Below are 13,270 nucleotides of genomic sequence, written 5' to 3'. Positions count from 1 at the left end.
ACGACTCGTGGCCCGTGGGAGCAGCGGCCAACTCCCAACGACTCGTACTCCCGTGGGAGCAGCAGCCGACTCCCGGCGGCAGATGCCCGGGTACGCCTGGCGTCCGTAGCGTCAGTGGCATGATCGAAGCACGGGAACTGACCAAGCGATACGGCGACAGGGCCGCCGTCGACCGGCTGACCTTTACGGTGCGGCCGGGCCTCGTGACCGGCTTCCTCGGCCCCAACGGCGCGGGCAAGTCGACCACCATGCGCATGATCCTCGGCCTGGACACTCCCAGCGCGGGCACGGTCACGATCGGCGGCCGCCGCTACGACCGCCTCGCCGCGCCCCTGCGCGAGGTCGGCTCGCTCCTGGACGCCAAGGGCGTGCACGGCGGGCGCGGTGTGCGGCAGCACCTGCTGGGCCTGGCACGGTCCAACGCCATCCCCCGGGGCCAGGTGGACGCCGTCCTGGAGATGGTCGGGCTCGGCGACGTGGCGGACCAGCGGGCCAAGGGGCTGTCCCTCGGCATGGGCCAGCGGCTCGGCATCGCGGCCGCGCTGCTGGGCGACCCCGAGGTACTGATCCTCGACGAGCCGGTCAACGGCCTGGACACCGAGGGCATCCGCTGGATCCGCGCGCTCCTCAAGTCCCTTGCCGCACAGGGGCGGACGGTCTTCCTCTCCAGCCACCTGATGAGCGAGATGGAGCTGACCGCGGACCGCCTCATCGTGATCGGCAGGGGGCGGCTGCTCGCCGACACCGACATGCGGGAGTTCATCGAGACCCACTCGCAGGGCACCACGCTCGTTCGTACCGCCGAAGGCGAGGCCGAACGGATGCGTGCCCTGCTGGAGCGGTCGGGCGCGGCGGTGCAGCTCGATGCGCGCGGTGGTTGGCGGGTCGCAGGACTCGCGCCCGCCGCGATCGGCGAGCTGGCCCGCGAACAGCGCATCGCCCTGCACGAGTTGACCCCGCTGTTCTCCTCCCTGGAGGAGATCTACACCGCGATGACACGGGCCTCGGTGGAGTACCGGGGCAGCGCACAGGACGTGAAAGAGCTGATCCCATGAGCATCCTCACCGCACGGCGGCCGGGCTTCCGCGAGGCCCTGGCCTTCGAGTGGACGAAGTTCGCGAGCCTCCGCTCGACCCGCTGGACGACGGCGGCCATCGGCCCGACCACCGTGGTCGGCGCCGTCTTCGTGGGGCTCAGCGGCAGCCTCCAGCCCGACGACACGGTCCTGGGCGGCAGCCTCACCCTCAGCGTCGTGTCGCTGATGATCGCCGCGGTGGTGGGCGCGCTGACGGTGTGCGGCGAGTACGCCAGCGGTACCGTCACCTCCACACTCGCCGCCGTGCCCCGCCGCGGCCGGGTGCTCGCCGCGAAGGCCGTACTGCTCGCCGGGCTGCTGTACGGCCTCTCCTTGGTCTCCTGCACGGCGGCCTACCTGCTGGGCGGCGCGATCCTTGAGGACGGCGAGTACGGGCGCGGGGAACCCATGCCCGCGCTGCTCGGGATCGGCGGGCTCTTCGCGGTCGTGGGCGTCCTCGGCCTGGCCATCGGGGTCCTGGTGCGGCACTCGGCCGGGGCCGTGACCGCGGTGATCGCCGTCCTGCTGCTGCCCTCGCTGTTCGGCCCGCTCCTCGGCGACACGCAGCGGTGGATCGCGGGCGCCACCCCGACCGCCGCCCTGGAGAAGCTCACGCAGACCTCCGACGCGAGCCCGGAGGCGGTCGGCTCCCTCGGCGCCTGGCCCTCGCTCGCGCTGGTGACCACGTACACCCTGATCCTGCTGGCCATCGCCGCCCGGAGGCTGCGCCGCCGCGACGTGTGACGGGCTCACAGCCTCTGTCGCAGCGGTTCGCCATCCCTTACGTGGACGTGGACGGGGACGGGGGTGGCACGGTGCCCGAGGTCCTGCTGCTGCTCCCGGCCCTGCTCCGCACGCTCGCCTGCGCCGTGTTCGTCGCCGCCGGGTTCTCCCTCGCCATCGTCGAGCACGGTGACCTTGAGCGGGCGTCCGCCGGCGAGGCAGACGGCGAGTGTATGAGTCATGCCGTGAGAGCGTTTTTCGCCCTGTTTTCCAGGGAACAGGGCGAACCGAGGAACCTCTCTGCGTGTGGTTCCTCGCCGGAGGTCCGCTGTCCGGCAGCTCTCGGCAGGCAGGAGCTCCCTTGAGCGATACCAGCCGCCGAACTCCTCCAGCGCCCCGACCTCGGCACGATCGGACCGGGCACACAAGCCGATCTTGTCGCCGTACCGGGTGATCCGCTGCGCGACATCGACGTGATGGGTGCCGTCGACTTCGTCATGCGGCGCGGCATCATCCGACACTCGCCGTAGCCCCGCCCTCGCACCTGGGCCGCTGCCGAGAAACCGCCAGAACAGCAGAAGAGAATCCACCACCGCAGAGAAGCAGGCACGATCGAGAGGATTCCTCATGGTGCACCACCCCTTGGCCGACGACGTGCGGATACCTGACGACCCGACCGGGAGCAGCAGTGGCTCCGATCGGGACGTGGCGCTCCTGAAGGAGATGGCCGCGCAGATGCTGGGCGAGCGCGATCACATGCTCGGCTTCCCGGTGAACATGGACTTCGACTACCGTCCGCTGGCGGACTTTCTCCAAGTGCACGGCAACAACGTCGGCGGACCGCCCACTACCAGCGAATACAAGCTGCACAGCAAGGTGTTCGAGCGGGCGGTGGTGTCATTCTTCGCCCGTCTGGCCGGCCAGGAGGATGCCTTCGGGTACGTCACTACCGGCGGCACGGAGAGCAACCTCTACGGCTGCTACGTAGGGCGGGAGCGGTTCCCCGAAGCCGTGCTGTACGCCTCGCAGATCACTCACTACTCCCTGCCGAAGATCGCCCGCCTGCTGCGGATGGACTACGTCGCCGTGGAGGTGGGGCACGACCGTGCGATGGACTTGGCTGCCCTGCGCCGACACCACTCCTGTCACAGCGGCCGTCCCGCGGTCGTGGTGACCACGATCGGGACGACCACCGGGGGTACCGAAGACGACCTGGCGGGCGTACGCGGGACGCTCGCGGACGCGGGGACCGACCAGGTCCACATCCACTCCGACGCCGCGTTCGGCGGCTTGATCGCAGCGCTCGCCCCGGAGCCCAGGCCGTGGGCATTCGAGTCCGGCGCCGACAGTGTCGCCCTGAGCGGGCACAAGATGCTCGGCGCGCCCTTCCCTTGCGGTATCGCCCTGACCAGGCCCGAACACGTCGAGGCGATTCGCCGCCCGGGCATCGCGGTAGGCAGCGACGACGACACCATCACCGGCTCCCGCGACGCCTTCACCCCCCTGCTCCTGTGGTACGAACTGCGCAGGCTCGGCCGGACCGGCCTCCAGCGCCGAGTCGCCCACTGCCTGGCCACCGCCGAATACGCCGAACAACGCCTGCGCGAGGAGGGTCATCACCCCGAACGCGCCCCCGGCAGCAACACCGTGCTCTTCGACATGCCCACCGCCGCCCTGTGCAGACGCTGGAACCTGCTGACGGTCGGCGACCGTGCCCACCTCATCGCCATGCCGCACGTCACCGGCGAACACATCGACAGACTCTGCGCCGACCTGCGCAACTGACGTGACCTTGCGATGCCGAGTGCGGTCAAGGGGCACTGTCCCGCCGGGTGGACCAGACAGTTGCTCGTACTGATCGCAGCGCCTTCTCCATCGGCGCCACGAATCCCAGCGACCGCTGTTGCGCGGGCCGCGGCGGGCACCGGCAGGGGGCGCCCTCGGCGTCTGCGGTCGGTTACGACCCCGGGGGCGGGGCGAACGGCACGCTGAGGCACGCGAGTCGTTCTCCGGCGCCGCCCTGCTCGCGGTGGATCACGATCGCCGCCGCCTCACCGCGCCGGAATCCCCAGGTGTGAGAGGCGGACGCCTTGCCCGAACCATCCTTCCGGGCGGTGAAATCGAGCCACACCTCGTTGTCCGGGTTGGTGTCGTGGGGGTCGGTGGACGGCTTGTTCTGGTAGTGCCCGCCCGCGTCGGTCGGCTTCTGACCGCAGGGCTTCTGGTGCACGTGCACGCCGTACTTGTAACCCGGCTGGAGTCCCCTCACACGCAGGTCGACGCGGGTGCCGCGCTGATCGCTGCGCTGCGACACCTGGGCCCAGGAGCCGACGGGGACAAGTTGCTGTACGTACGTGATCGCGGACGACGGAGTGGGCGCGCCGGGTGGCACGAACCGTCCCTCCGCGCGCACCTGGACGTTGTCGGTCTTGCCGTTACCCGAACCGTGGGGGGAAGTGCTTCCGGCGTTGTGTCCCGCGCTTCCGGCGCTGATTCCGGCCGCGCTGAGGACAACCGCCGCCACGGCCGAGGCAAGTGCTGATGGCACCATGGCCAAGCTCCTCGTATCACCAGGTCAGGCCCCTTCCGGGGCTCTCTGTCCGTGCTCGTGGGCGCTCTACCACGGTACGCCGTGCCGGGAGTGTCCGTCGGGGGAATCCGATAACAGTAGGAATCTGCGGGTGCGGACGGTATGCGCGGGACGCGCGGTGGTCGCCGTGGTCACCGTGGGTTGTGGTGCAGGGCCTCGTTCATGGGTGACGTTCCCTCAGAGACGTAGGAGCGGATCGAGTTCAAGTACTCGTCCCGGTCGATGAGCCCGTCGCCGTCGGCGTCCAGTGCGTCGAACGCCGCCTCGGCGTTCTCGCTCTGGTTGCCCAGCGCCGAACGCAGCCTGGTGAACTCGGCCCGGTCCAGGACGCCGTCCCCGTCGACGTCCGCCAGGTCGAACAACGACCCCAGCGCTTGCCTACAGACGTCATCGAATGCCTCAGCGCCCGCCCACCTGGCGTACTCCTCGAAGGTCACCTTCCCGTCGCCGTTCACGTCCATCGACGCGTACACCCGTTCATGAGCCGTGCGGGCGAGGGAGAGAAGACGGTCATCCCCGTCACGCCCCAGCGCGGCCGCCGCACGTTCGGGGCGGGCGAGGTACTCCTTGCGGGAGATGACTCCGTCGCCGTCCGTGTCCAGCATGGTGAAGATGTGGCGCTTGGCGGTGGTCGTGTCCATCGGGTCCCCTTCATGGGCTCTGGGCTCGATCGTCGCCCGCTCCGTGAACGACCCTTCGACAGGTCGGTCACCCTTCCGGCGCCGTGTACAGCGTCACTCGCTCCGCCACCGGCCCCCGCAGGCGGTAGTCGACGCAGCGCGGTGACATGTCTCGTTCTTGACCGGGTCGACCCGCACGGGCGTGCCGCCGCTACCGAGCCACACTGCCCAGCCACAGCAAGTCACGTGCTCGAGTCATCGCCACGAACAGCTGACTGCGGAGCAGTCGCACCGGGACGTCCCGCGCCTGTAGGAACTCCTGCGCCCAGGAGTGCAGGCTGCGGAATTCCACCCGGTCCGCGACCGCCGGGGACATGGCCCTGAGGAAGGTTCCCTGCACGCGGGGCAGGTTGTTGGCGAACGTGACGTACAGGATCCGGCCACCGGTACGCCTGGCGAGGTAGGCGGCGCGGTGCAGCCCGACCACGGTCTTTCCCGTGCCCGCCGGGCCGCTGATGCGAGCCGGACCCGACCAGTTGCGGCGCACCAGCGCTACCTGATCAGGATGGAGGAAGGTCATCCACTGCTCGATCGGGGCCCGCAGTGCCTCCTCCAGGGCCGCGTCCCGCAGACCTTCCAGGTCGAACAGCCCGTCGGAAGCCGACTGTTGTGGTTGCTCCACCGCCGACGGCGTCCTCTGCTCGACCGCCGACCCCTCGTAGTCGGGGGAAGACGCGTTCCAGATGGTCGGCTATGGCACGGACCATCTCCGGACACAGTCGGCGGCACTCCGACAGCAACGCGGGCCAACCTCGTGCTCACGCAGCAGCCGCTCCTGCCGCCGTGCCTCCTGCGCTCGTCGCGCAGTCGAATCACCCGCCGCCATGCCGAACCCCCTCGTACGCGGAGTAGCGATCACAGGACGGTCCGCGACCGTAGCGGCAGGGTGCGCGACGGCGTGGACAGGGGCTCTCCCTCACCGGCCCTGCCCCGTCGTCTCCGGCGGAACGTTCAAGAACGCGGCCCCGAGCGTGGTGAGGCTGTGCAGGGCGGTGTTGCGGTGCCTCGTCGTATGGATCAGGCCGGCTGAGCGCAGGGTGGTGGCGTGTTCGCTGGCGCTGGGGCTGGTGATGCGGGCGAGGGTGGCGAGTTGTTTGGTGGTGCAGCCGGGGTGGTCCGCGATGGCTTCGAGCACGGCGGCCCGGGTGGGTCCCAGTAACGACGACACGGCCGTACGGGCCCGGCGCTCGGGCGGCGACTCCGGCAAGGCGCACCGGAACGACCCCGATGCCTGCTCGCTGATGGGGTATCTCAGCACGGGCTGGGGGCGGGCGTCGATGTCGATGCTCGGTGACTCGAGCGCGAAGACCGAGGGAGTGAGCAGAAGACCGCGCCCCTCCAGATGCAGGTCCCCGTCGAAGCCGGAGAGCGTCGCCAGTTCCAGGACGGGTGGGTTCCACCGGATACGCCGCGGGTACAGGCCCATGAGCAGGCGTTCCATACCGCCGTCGAGCAGCTGGCGCATCCTCATCGTCCGGTCGGCCGACGTATCGCCGACGATCTGCTGCCAGTGCTCGAGCAACAGCACGGTACAGACGTGCTCCAAGCTGTCGAAGAGCTGATTCAGCAGGGTGGAGTCGCTCGGCAGGTGGTTCGTCCACGCCGGGAGCGGGTGCGACTGCGCCACGTGGGCGAGGTCCTTGCGGATCTGGGAACGCGGCGTGGCACGAACGCGCTGGAGCACTTCCCTCGGACTGCCGGCGTCGGTGCGGGTCAAGAAGGTGGGAGCCCAGCCGCTGGGCGGGATCAGATCCAGCACCATCCGCGCCTGGGGGCCGAGACCGGTGCGCACGTGGCGTTTCCACGCTCCGAAGCGAGCCGGGTGACCGCGTGTCTGCAAGGTCCGTACCGAGGCGGCGAGTTCCATCAGCGGCGGCGGGGATTGCGCGACTCGGGTGCGCGCCAGGTCCTCAACCGTGAAGTGGATGCGGTAGACCATGCTCTCTCCCGCGTCACAGGAAGCACGTTCCCGTCGATCCTCCGGGAAATGTCGTGGTTCGGTCCAGACCGAATCACGTCGCGGTACGAGCCGTACGGCATGGACGCTGTTCCCGGCAGCAACCGAGCCGGTACGGACGGCGAACTGCCCGGCTGCCGAGGCTGCCCCGGCATCACAAGGCCGCCCCGGCCGCCCCAGCCGCCGTACGAGGTCATCCCTCGCGTCCCGGTACCTCGGCACGCGGGCACCGGCACCGGCACCGGCACCGGCACCACCACTCGGTCACCACGTCAGGAGAGAAAGCCATGCGATCCTCGTCCCCGTCCACCGCGGCGCACAGGGGGGAACAGTGAGCAACACCAGGCGAACAGCAGCGGTGCTGGTCGCGACGGCGGCAGCCCTCGGTTCACTGGCCGCGCCCTCGCACGCGGCCTCCGACGCGCCCGCGTCCGACCGCGGCCCCCGGGCCTGTTACGACCACGCGTCCCCGTACCAGGGGTACCCCGGTACGGGCCCGGACGACCCTGCCTACTGGCCCGCGCGGGGTGTCTACAGCACGGTCCTGGGGTACTGCGACGACATCAACATCAAGACCAACTACACCCGCGACGTGCGCGTATGCAGGCCCGGCGTCTGTCACGGATGGCAGCGCGCCGTCAAGGGGCAGTGGACGGTCATCTTCAAGAACACCACGCCCGGAGCCAAGTACTACCTTCAGTTCAAGGGCGTGAACGCCAGTTCCGGGTGGATCGCTGACTGACGTACGGCACTCGTCCCTTCGAGGCGGCGACGCACCGTCTTCGAGGCGGAGGCAGAGGCGGAGGCGGGGGCAGCGGCGGAGGCGGAGGCAGCCCGCACCGCCCCGCCCGTCCGCCTTCGGCCATGTCTAGGATCACCGTCATGGACTGGCTGGAGCGCGTCGCGAGGCTGCGGCAGTGGAGTCGGGACGGTGCGCGGGCGCCGCACAAGCCGTTGCTGCTGCTGTACGCGCTGGGGCGGTTCCAGGCCGACGCCGAGGGCGAGTTGGCGTACACGGCGGTGGAGGCGGATCTGAAGCGTCTGCTCGCGGAGTACGGTCCTGGGCGCACGACCACGCCCGCCTACCCCTTCCACCACCTGGTCAGCGACGGGGTGTGGGAGGTGCGGACCGATCGCGGTGGCGGCAGCCCCGGCACGGGGGTACGGGAGCTGCGGGCCAGCGGGGCCGCCGGGCGTCTTGCCCCGGACCTGCGGGCGGTGCTCGGGCGGGACCCCTCGCTGCTGGGCCGTATGGCCAGGGTCCTGCTCGACCTGCACTTCCCGCCCTCCCTGCACCAGGACCTGTGCGACGCGGCGGGCCTGGAACTGGAGTTGGCGGAGACGCAGGCACTGGCCTTTGCCGGGAGGCGGCAGCGGGACCGGCGGATGCGGGAGGTCGTACTGACCGCCTACGAGTACCGGTGCGCCTTCTGCGGCTACGACGGCGTGCTCGACTCCGCTCCCGTCGGCCTGGAGGCCGCGCACGTGCGCTGGTGGGCGTTCGACGGGCCGGACGACGTCGACAACGGGCTGTGCCTGTGCTCCCTGCACCACAAGCTCTTCGACCGGGGCGTCCTCGGCATAGGCGACGAGCACCGCGTCCTGGTCTCCCGGAGCTTCGCCGGCCGCAGCGCCGCCGCCCACGAACACGTCACGGCACTGGCCGGACGGCCCCTCCTGGGCCCGCGGCCCGGCAGCCGGCCCGTCGCCGCGCCCCACCGCGCCTGGCACACCCGCCAAGTCTTCCGGGGCTCCCCCGCCTCAGCGCCGCCTGTCGGATGACCACGTCCCCCGCTCCCCCACCGGGGTGCAGGGCACGCCTAACTCACCCTGCGGTACGCGGCCCGCGCGTTCATCAACCGGCCCACCACCGTCCCCACCACCGTCGCCGCCAGCAGGCACGCGAGCCACACCGTGTCGCGGTGGCCCGCCCAGGTGAGCCGGCCCGCGGGCGGGATGCCGAAGGTGTTGAGGAACAGCCAGCACAGGACGGCGGTGCCGGGGGCGGCGGTGAAGCGGGCGCAGAGGCCGAGGAGGGCCGCCAGGAGGGACAGGGCGACGAGGGCGGCCGTGGGTTCTCCGTGGCCACCCAGGTGATTGGAGAGGGAGACCAGGAAGAGGGCGCCGACGAACGCCGCCGACCAGACGAAGGGGGTGGCGACGGGCTGTGGAACGGCCCTCGCGCCCGTACTGAGCCGCACCCACTCAATCATGCTCGCGGTCCTTCCTGCCGTCTGCGCCTGCCGCTCCCTCACCCGCGGGCGAGACCGGCAGGCGTTCGCGCCGGTCCCGGGAGCGGATGGATTCTTTCACCGGACGGCCATCCGGTGGACCCTCCCGCGGACCTTCCGGTGGCCCCTCCCGTCGCCTCCCGGCCGCCACCACCGCGGACCGCGTCGGCGCCCCGCGACCGGTGAGGCGGCCGGTGACCAGGCCGGTGACGAGGGGGGAGGCGCGGCGGGCGAGCGGCTCGGTGAAGCGGGCGGTGAGCGGGCCCAGTACGACGAGGATCAGGACGTACGCGGTGGCCAGCGGGCCGATGCGGGGTTCCACGCCGACCGCGAGGCCCGCGATGACGATGGAGAACTCGCCCCGGGCGACGAGCGTGCCGCCCGCGCGCCAGCGGCCTGCCCGGCCCACTCCCGCCCGGCGGGCCGCGTACCAGCCGGTGGCTATCTTGGTCAGGGTGGTGACGACGGCCAGGGCGAGGGCGGGCAGCAGCACCGGCGGGATGTCCGCGGGGTCGGTGGACAGGCCGAAGAAGACGAAGAAGACGGCGGCGAACAGGTCCCGCAGCGGGGTGAGGAGGGTGCTCGCGCCCTCGGCCACCTCGCCGGAGAGCGCGATGCCGACGAGGAACGCCCCTACCGCCGCCGACACCTGGAGCTCCTGGGCGATGCCCGCGACCAGCAGGGCCAGGCCGAGCACCACGAGGAGCAGCATCTCGGCGTTGTCGGAGGACACCGCGCGGCTGATGAGGCGGCCGTGGCGCAGGGCCAGGTAGAGGACGGCGCCGACGGTGCCCAGGGAGATCAGCAGGGTGAGGGCGCCGCCCGCGAGGCTCACGCCCGCGAGCAGCGCCGTGAGGATCGGCAGGTAGAGGGCCATGGCCAGGTCCTCGATCACCAGGACGCCGAGGACGACGGGGGTTTCGCGGTTGCCGAGGCGGCCCAGGTCGCCGAGGACCTTCGCGATCACGCCGGACGACGAGATCCAGGTGACTCCGGCCAGGGCCACGGCCGCGACGGGACCCCAGCCGAGGACGAGGGCGGCGGCGGCGCCGGGCACCGCGTTCAGGACGAGGTCGACCGCCCCGGAGGGGTACTGCGTCCGGAGGTTGTCGACGAGTTCGGAGGCGCTGTACTCGAGGCCGAGCAGCAGCAGGAGCAGGATGACGCCTATCTCCGCGCCGGTGGCGGTGAACTCCTCGCTGGCCCGCAGCGGCAGGATGCCGCCGTGGCCGAAGGCGAGCCCGGCGAGCAGGTACAGGGGGATCGGCGAGAAGCCCACCCGTCCCGCGAGGCGCCCGAGGACGCCAAGGCCGAGGATGATCGCCCCGAGCTCGATCAGCATGGCAGTGGTGTCGTGCACGGGTTCTCTCTCCTCCACAGATGAGTTCGGCGGCGGCGTCCACGCCTTCCCTGGTGCCGTCCCCGGGCAGGGCGGTCTTGCTGCTGTGGGCCGGGTGCCTGGCACCGGCCGCCCGGGCGGGTACGACCGCGTGCCGCTCCTGCGCTGGGGACCGGGCAACGGGTGCCGGACGTCGGGGCAGTGAGCGCCGGGCGAAGGCGCCGGGCACCGGGCAGCGGCGCCGGGCACCGCAAGCCGTAGAGCCCTCGCGAACGGAGCCCGGAGGCGTCAGCGGCGCCGCGCGCCGATGCGGCGACCGCGGCCGTCGGGTTCAGGAACGCCGTCGCGGGCGGCGTTGTCGGCACGCACCGCCCGGGGAGTCCGCACCTCGGGGCGGCGGACCGTGCGGACGGGCGCGGGCACGACGTCCAGGACGGGGAGATGTGCCCCCATGTCCATGCCCCCTCCACCCGCCGGTACGGGACGTCCGTCCGTACGCCTCGCACGCTCGCAAAATGAGCGCACTTCCGCTCAATGGAGCGTAATGACTCAGTAAAGGATACCAGCGACCGCCTGGAGCCTCTGTGGGATCCTGCTCGGGTGACATCGCTCGAGGACCTCGTCCGGCTGCGCCGGGCCCGCGACCGCATGGACCGCGACTACGCGCGGCCCCTCGACGTGCCGGCTCTCGCGCGTGCCGCCCTGATGTCGTCGGGACACTTCTCCCGCAGTTTCCGCGCCGCCTTCGGGGAGACGCCGTACAGCTATCTGATGACGCGGCGGATCGAGCGGGCCAAGGCGCTGCTGCGTCGGGGCGACCTGTCGGTCACGGAGGTCTGCTTCGCGGTCGGCTGTACGTCACTGGGGTCGTTCAGCTCGCGGTTCACCGAGCTGGTCGGTGAGAGCCCGAGCGCGTACCGGTCCCGGGACCACGGCGACGGCGCGGGCATCCCGGCCTGCGTCGCCAAGATCTACACACGTCCGGTCAGGACGCCGCCGAGCGGCGCCTGGGAGCCACCTCCGGTCAGGACGCCCGCGCCCGGCGCCGAGGAGCCGACTTCGGTCAGGATCGAAGAAGCGCGTCCCGGGCCGCCGCCCGTAGCGTGAGGCGCATGGACATCAAGCTTTCGCAGTGCTTCATCGCCGTCGACGACCACGACAAGGCGCTCGGCTTCTACCGTGACGTACTCGGCCTTGAGGTGCGCAACGACGTGGGGTTCGAGGGCATGCGGTGGGTGACCGTGGGCTCCCCCGCGCAGCCCGACGTGAACATCGTGCTCGAACCGCCGGTCGCGGACCCGAACGCGTCCGCCGCCGACAAGCAGGCCATGGCGGAGCTGCTCGCCAAGGGCCTGCTGCGCGGGGTCATCTTCCAGACCGACGACTGCGACTCCACCTTCGAGCGCGTCCGTGCCGCGGGCGGCGAAGTCCTCCAGGAACCGGTCGACCAGCCGTACGGCGTCCGTGACTGCGCCTTCCGCGACCCCTCCGGCAACATGCTGCGCTTCACCCAGCCCCGTGGGCAGTGAGGCGGTGACGCGGGAGGCGGCGATTCCGGACGTTCAGGATCGGTGGCAAGCTCACCCGTTTGCCGTGCTGGACCAGGGGCAGGCGATCATTGTGCTTCGGACAGGAGGCGCGTTCGCGGGACGGTTATCACCGCTCGCGTACCGCCCCCTGTCGGGCTGTGCGCACGGCCGTGCCGCGACACCACTTACGTCGACACGGCCGAGGAGCAATCCATGCCCACCACGAAGCCCACCGGCACAGCCACGGAGCCCGCTGACGCGGTTACGGAGCCGACGGGCACAGCCCCCGAGCCCACCCGCTCAGCCGCGAAGCCCACCGGCACAGCCGCACGGCACCCGCACGACGACCGCCCGGACACGGAGAAGGCCTTCGAGCACCTGGCGGGCCTGCCCGAGGGCCAGGAGCGCGAGCTGCTCTGCGAGGAACTGGTCGCCGCCTGGCTGCCGATGGCCCACCGCATCGCCAACAAGTTCCGCAACCGCGGCGAGAACCTCGACGACCTGCGCCAGGTCGCCGCCATGGGCCTGGTCAAGGCGGTCAACCGCTACGAGCCGGGGCGCGGTGCCTTCGAGAGCTACGCCGTGCCCACCATCACCGGTGAACTGCGCCGCCACTTCCGCGACCACACCTGGGACGTCCGCGTGCCCCGCCGCGTCCAGGACCTGCGCAACCGCATCCGCTACGCGCGCCGCGAGCTCACCCAGACCCCGGGCAGCCCCGAACCCACCGTCACCCAGCTCGCCGAGCACACGGCGCTGGCCCCCCAGGAGGTCCGCGACGGCCTCGAAGCCCTGGACGCCTACCGGTCCCTGTCCCTGGACGCCGAGATGACCGTCGCGGGGGACGACGGCTACAGCCTCGCCGACACCCTCGGCGACTCCGACCCCGGGTTCGACCTGGTCGTGGACCGACAGGGGGCGAGGGACGGTCTGCGCCGACTGCCCGAGCGCGAGCAGACCATCCTCTACCTGCGGTTCTTCCGCGACATGACGCAGAGCAGCATCGCCGAGGAACTCGGCCTCTCGCAGATGCACGTCTCGCGCCTCATCACCAAGTCGTGCCGCAAGGTGCGTGCCGAGGCCCTGGGCATCGCCTCCTGAGCGGGTGGGCGAGCGGCGTCGGGGGCGGCGGGCGCGTCGAGGGCG

At 71.2% G+C, this 13,270-nt stretch carries 16 protein-coding genes; 8 read left to right on the top strand and 8 right to left on the bottom strand.

The window, feature by feature from the left end; genetic code table 11:
- Window positions 1-119 precede the first annotated feature (119 nt).
- Window positions 120-1,055 carry an ABC transporter ATP-binding protein gene (locus tag ACH4DX_RS24900; protein WP_398156748.1) on the top strand — a complete coding sequence of 312 codons (936 nt, stop codon included), beginning with the start codon at window positions 120-122 and terminating at the stop codon, window positions 1,053-1,055.
- Window positions 1,052-1,819, top strand: coding sequence for an ABC transporter permease subunit (locus ACH4DX_RS24895; protein WP_398156747.1), 768 nt, complete (start codon window positions 1,052-1,054; stop codon window positions 1,817-1,819). Before ACH4DX_RS24900 ends, ACH4DX_RS24895 begins: the two co-directional genes overlap by 4 nt.
- A 5-nt stretch (window positions 1,820-1,824) precedes the next feature.
- Here the strand turns inward: ACH4DX_RS24895 and ACH4DX_RS24890 are convergent, their stop codons facing one another.
- Window positions 1,825-2,427: a hypothetical protein gene (locus ACH4DX_RS24890; protein WP_398156746.1), complete on the bottom strand. Its 603-nt coding sequence runs from the start codon at window positions 2,425-2,427 to the stop codon at window positions 1,825-1,827.
- Between ACH4DX_RS24890 and ACH4DX_RS24885 the strand changes: the two genes are divergently transcribed.
- A complete protein-coding gene (locus tag ACH4DX_RS24885) occupies window positions 2,426-3,583 on the top strand; it encodes a histidine decarboxylase (protein WP_398156745.1) in 1,158 nt (385 codons plus the stop codon). The genes ACH4DX_RS24890 and ACH4DX_RS24885 overlap by 2 nt on opposite strands.
- A 172-nt stretch (window positions 3,584-3,755) precedes the next feature.
- Here the strand turns inward: ACH4DX_RS24885 and ACH4DX_RS24880 are convergent, their stop codons facing one another.
- The 4 genes from ACH4DX_RS24880 to ACH4DX_RS24865 all read right to left on the bottom strand — a co-directional run bounded on the left by ACH4DX_RS24880 (window position 3,756) and on the right by ACH4DX_RS24865 (window position 7,007).
- Window positions 3,756-4,349: a superoxide dismutase family protein gene (locus ACH4DX_RS24880; RefSeq protein WP_398156744.1), complete on the bottom strand. Its 594-nt coding sequence runs from the start codon at window positions 4,347-4,349 to the stop codon at window positions 3,756-3,758.
- Between the two features lie 170 nt (window positions 4,350-4,519).
- Window positions 4,520-5,029, bottom strand: coding sequence for an EF-hand domain-containing protein (locus ACH4DX_RS24875; protein WP_398115394.1), 510 nt, complete (start codon window positions 5,027-5,029; stop codon window positions 4,520-4,522).
- 190 nt (window positions 5,030-5,219) lie between these two features.
- Window positions 5,220-5,690 (bottom strand): UvrD-helicase domain-containing protein, encoded by a 471-nt coding sequence (locus ACH4DX_RS24870; protein WP_398156743.1) that lies wholly within the window; start codon window positions 5,688-5,690, stop codon window positions 5,220-5,222.
- 294 nt (window positions 5,691-5,984) lie between these two features.
- Entirely contained in the window at window positions 5,985-7,007 is a 1,023-nt protein-coding gene (locus ACH4DX_RS24865) for a winged helix-turn-helix domain-containing protein (RefSeq protein WP_398156742.1), read from the bottom strand.
- 349 nt (window positions 7,008-7,356) lie between these two features.
- Between ACH4DX_RS24865 and ACH4DX_RS24860 the strand changes: the two genes are divergently transcribed.
- Entirely contained in the window at window positions 7,357-7,767 is a 411-nt protein-coding gene (locus tag ACH4DX_RS24860; RefSeq protein WP_398115400.1) for a hypothetical protein, read from the top strand.
- Between the two features lie 140 nt (window positions 7,768-7,907).
- Entirely contained in the window at window positions 7,908-8,807 is a 900-nt protein-coding gene (locus tag ACH4DX_RS24855; RefSeq protein WP_398156741.1) for a phosphorothioated DNA-binding restriction endonuclease, read from the top strand.
- Window positions 8,808-8,845: 38 nt separating this feature from the next.
- Here ACH4DX_RS24855 and ACH4DX_RS24850 read toward each other — a convergent pair whose 3' ends face one another.
- The 3 genes from ACH4DX_RS24850 to ACH4DX_RS24840 form a co-directional block, all read right to left on the bottom strand.
- Window positions 8,846-9,238, bottom strand: a complete 393-nt coding sequence (locus ACH4DX_RS24850; protein ID WP_398115404.1) for a hypothetical protein — start codon at window positions 9,236-9,238, stop codon at window positions 8,846-8,848.
- A complete protein-coding gene (locus tag ACH4DX_RS24845) occupies window positions 9,231-10,616 on the bottom strand; it encodes a cation:proton antiporter (RefSeq protein ID WP_398156740.1) in 1,386 nt (461 codons plus the stop codon). The genes ACH4DX_RS24850 and ACH4DX_RS24845 overlap by 8 nt, the downstream gene beginning before the upstream one ends.
- Window positions 10,617-10,883: 267 nt before the next feature.
- On the bottom strand, window positions 10,884-11,048 hold the full coding sequence (locus ACH4DX_RS24840; protein ID WP_398156739.1) for a hypothetical protein: 165 nt from the start codon (window positions 11,046-11,048) through the stop codon (window positions 10,884-10,886).
- Between the two features lie 147 nt (window positions 11,049-11,195).
- On the opposite strand from ACH4DX_RS24840, the gene ACH4DX_RS24835 reads away from it, so the two are divergent.
- From ACH4DX_RS24835 to ACH4DX_RS24825, 3 genes are all read left to right on the top strand, one after another.
- Window positions 11,196-11,702, top strand: a complete 507-nt coding sequence (locus ACH4DX_RS24835) for a helix-turn-helix transcriptional regulator (protein ID WP_398156738.1) — start codon at window positions 11,196-11,198, stop codon at window positions 11,700-11,702.
- 5 nt (window positions 11,703-11,707) lie between these two features.
- Window positions 11,708-12,124, top strand: coding sequence for a VOC family protein (locus ACH4DX_RS24830; protein ID WP_398115412.1), 417 nt, complete (start codon window positions 11,708-11,710; stop codon window positions 12,122-12,124).
- 213 nt (window positions 12,125-12,337) lie between these two features.
- Window positions 12,338-13,225: a SigB/SigF/SigG family RNA polymerase sigma factor gene (locus tag ACH4DX_RS24825; protein ID WP_398115414.1), complete on the top strand. Its 888-nt coding sequence runs from the start codon at window positions 12,338-12,340 to the stop codon at window positions 13,223-13,225.
- The last annotated feature ends 45 nt before the right edge of the window (window positions 13,226-13,270 follow it).

It is taken from the genome of Streptomyces sp. NPDC017940, from assembly GCF_044328435.1.
Taxonomy (GTDB): domain Bacteria; phylum Actinomycetota; class Actinomycetes; order Streptomycetales; family Streptomycetaceae; genus Streptomyces.
The sequence above is the reverse complement of the archived record's forward strand: the minus strand, read 5'-3'. Positions and strand labels throughout refer to the sequence as shown.

Bases quoted from the DNA above. Each gene is read 5' to 3' on its own strand.
- ACH4DX_RS24900 (WP_398156748.1), top strand. From the start codon at position 120: ATGATCGAAGCACGGGAACTGACCAAGCGATACGGCGACAGGGCCGCC.
- ACH4DX_RS24895 (WP_398156747.1), top strand. From the start codon at position 1,052: ATGAGCATCCTCACCGCACGGCGGCCGGGCTTCCGCGAGGCCCTGGCC.
- ACH4DX_RS24885 (WP_398156745.1), top strand. From the start codon at position 2,426: ATGGTGCACCACCCCTTGGCCGACGACGTGCGGATACCTGACGACCCG.
- ACH4DX_RS24890 (WP_398156746.1), bottom strand. From the start codon at position 2,427: ATGAGGAATCCTCTCGATCGTGCCTGCTTCTCTGCGGTGGTGGATTCT.
- ACH4DX_RS24880 (WP_398156744.1), bottom strand. From the start codon at position 4,349: ATGGTGCCATCAGCACTTGCCTCGGCCGTGGCGGCGGTTGTCCTCAGC.
- ACH4DX_RS24875 (WP_398115394.1), bottom strand. From the start codon at position 5,029: ATGGACACGACCACCGCCAAGCGCCACATCTTCACCATGCTGGACACG.
- ACH4DX_RS24865 (WP_398156742.1), bottom strand. From the start codon at position 7,007: ATGGTCTACCGCATCCACTTCACGGTTGAGGACCTGGCGCGCACCCGA.
- ACH4DX_RS24855 (WP_398156741.1), top strand. From the start codon at position 7,908: ATGGACTGGCTGGAGCGCGTCGCGAGGCTGCGGCAGTGGAGTCGGGAC.
- ACH4DX_RS24850 (WP_398115404.1), bottom strand. From the start codon at position 9,238: ATGATTGAGTGGGTGCGGCTCAGTACGGGCGCGAGGGCCGTTCCACAG.
- ACH4DX_RS24840 (WP_398156739.1), bottom strand. From the start codon at position 11,048: ATGGGGGCACATCTCCCCGTCCTGGACGTCGTGCCCGCGCCCGTCCGC.
- ACH4DX_RS24830 (WP_398115412.1), top strand. From the start codon at position 11,708: ATGGACATCAAGCTTTCGCAGTGCTTCATCGCCGTCGACGACCACGAC.
- ACH4DX_RS24825 (WP_398115414.1), top strand. From the start codon at position 12,338: ATGCCCACCACGAAGCCCACCGGCACAGCCACGGAGCCCGCTGACGCG.